The sequence below is a fragment of the Pseudomonas avellanae BPIC 631 genome, assembly GCF_000444135.1.
Classification (GTDB): Bacteria; Pseudomonadota; Gammaproteobacteria; order Pseudomonadales; family Pseudomonadaceae; genus Aquipseudomonas; species Aquipseudomonas avellanae.
The window spans coordinates 1-364 of record NZ_ATDK01000515.1; the positions used below are offsets into that span (position 1 = coordinate 1).

Annotated in this window: 1 pseudogene; it reads left to right on the top strand. The window is 59.9% G+C overall.

The features are described from left to right. Positions 1-48: 48 nt before the first annotated feature. A pseudogene (locus tag DW49_RS0124290) lies at positions 49-364 on the top strand (IS21 family transposase); the annotation flags it as partial.

Here is a 364-nt window from a genome sequence, read left to right on the forward strand (position 1 = left end):
ATCGACCTCTTTTTTCGAAGCAAAGGGGTCGTCGTGGAGCGTTTATCCATGCGTAAAGTCCGAGAGGTACTACGCCTAAAGTTCGACGCCGGCCTGTCCGTGCGCAAAATCGCCGCCAGCCTACGCATCAGCAGCGGCAGTGCCGGCAATTACCTGCATCGGTTCAACGCCTGCGGTTTGAGTTGGCCTACGTCATTGTCCGATGCCGAGCTGGAGCGGCTTTTGTTCCCACCAGCTCCAACCGTGCCAAGCGATCAAAGGCCGATGCCTGACTGGGCGTGGGTACACGCTGAGTCGCGCCGTCCCGGCGTCACCCTGGCGCTGCTCTGGCAAGAATATCGACTCGCCCACCTGCAAGGCTTTC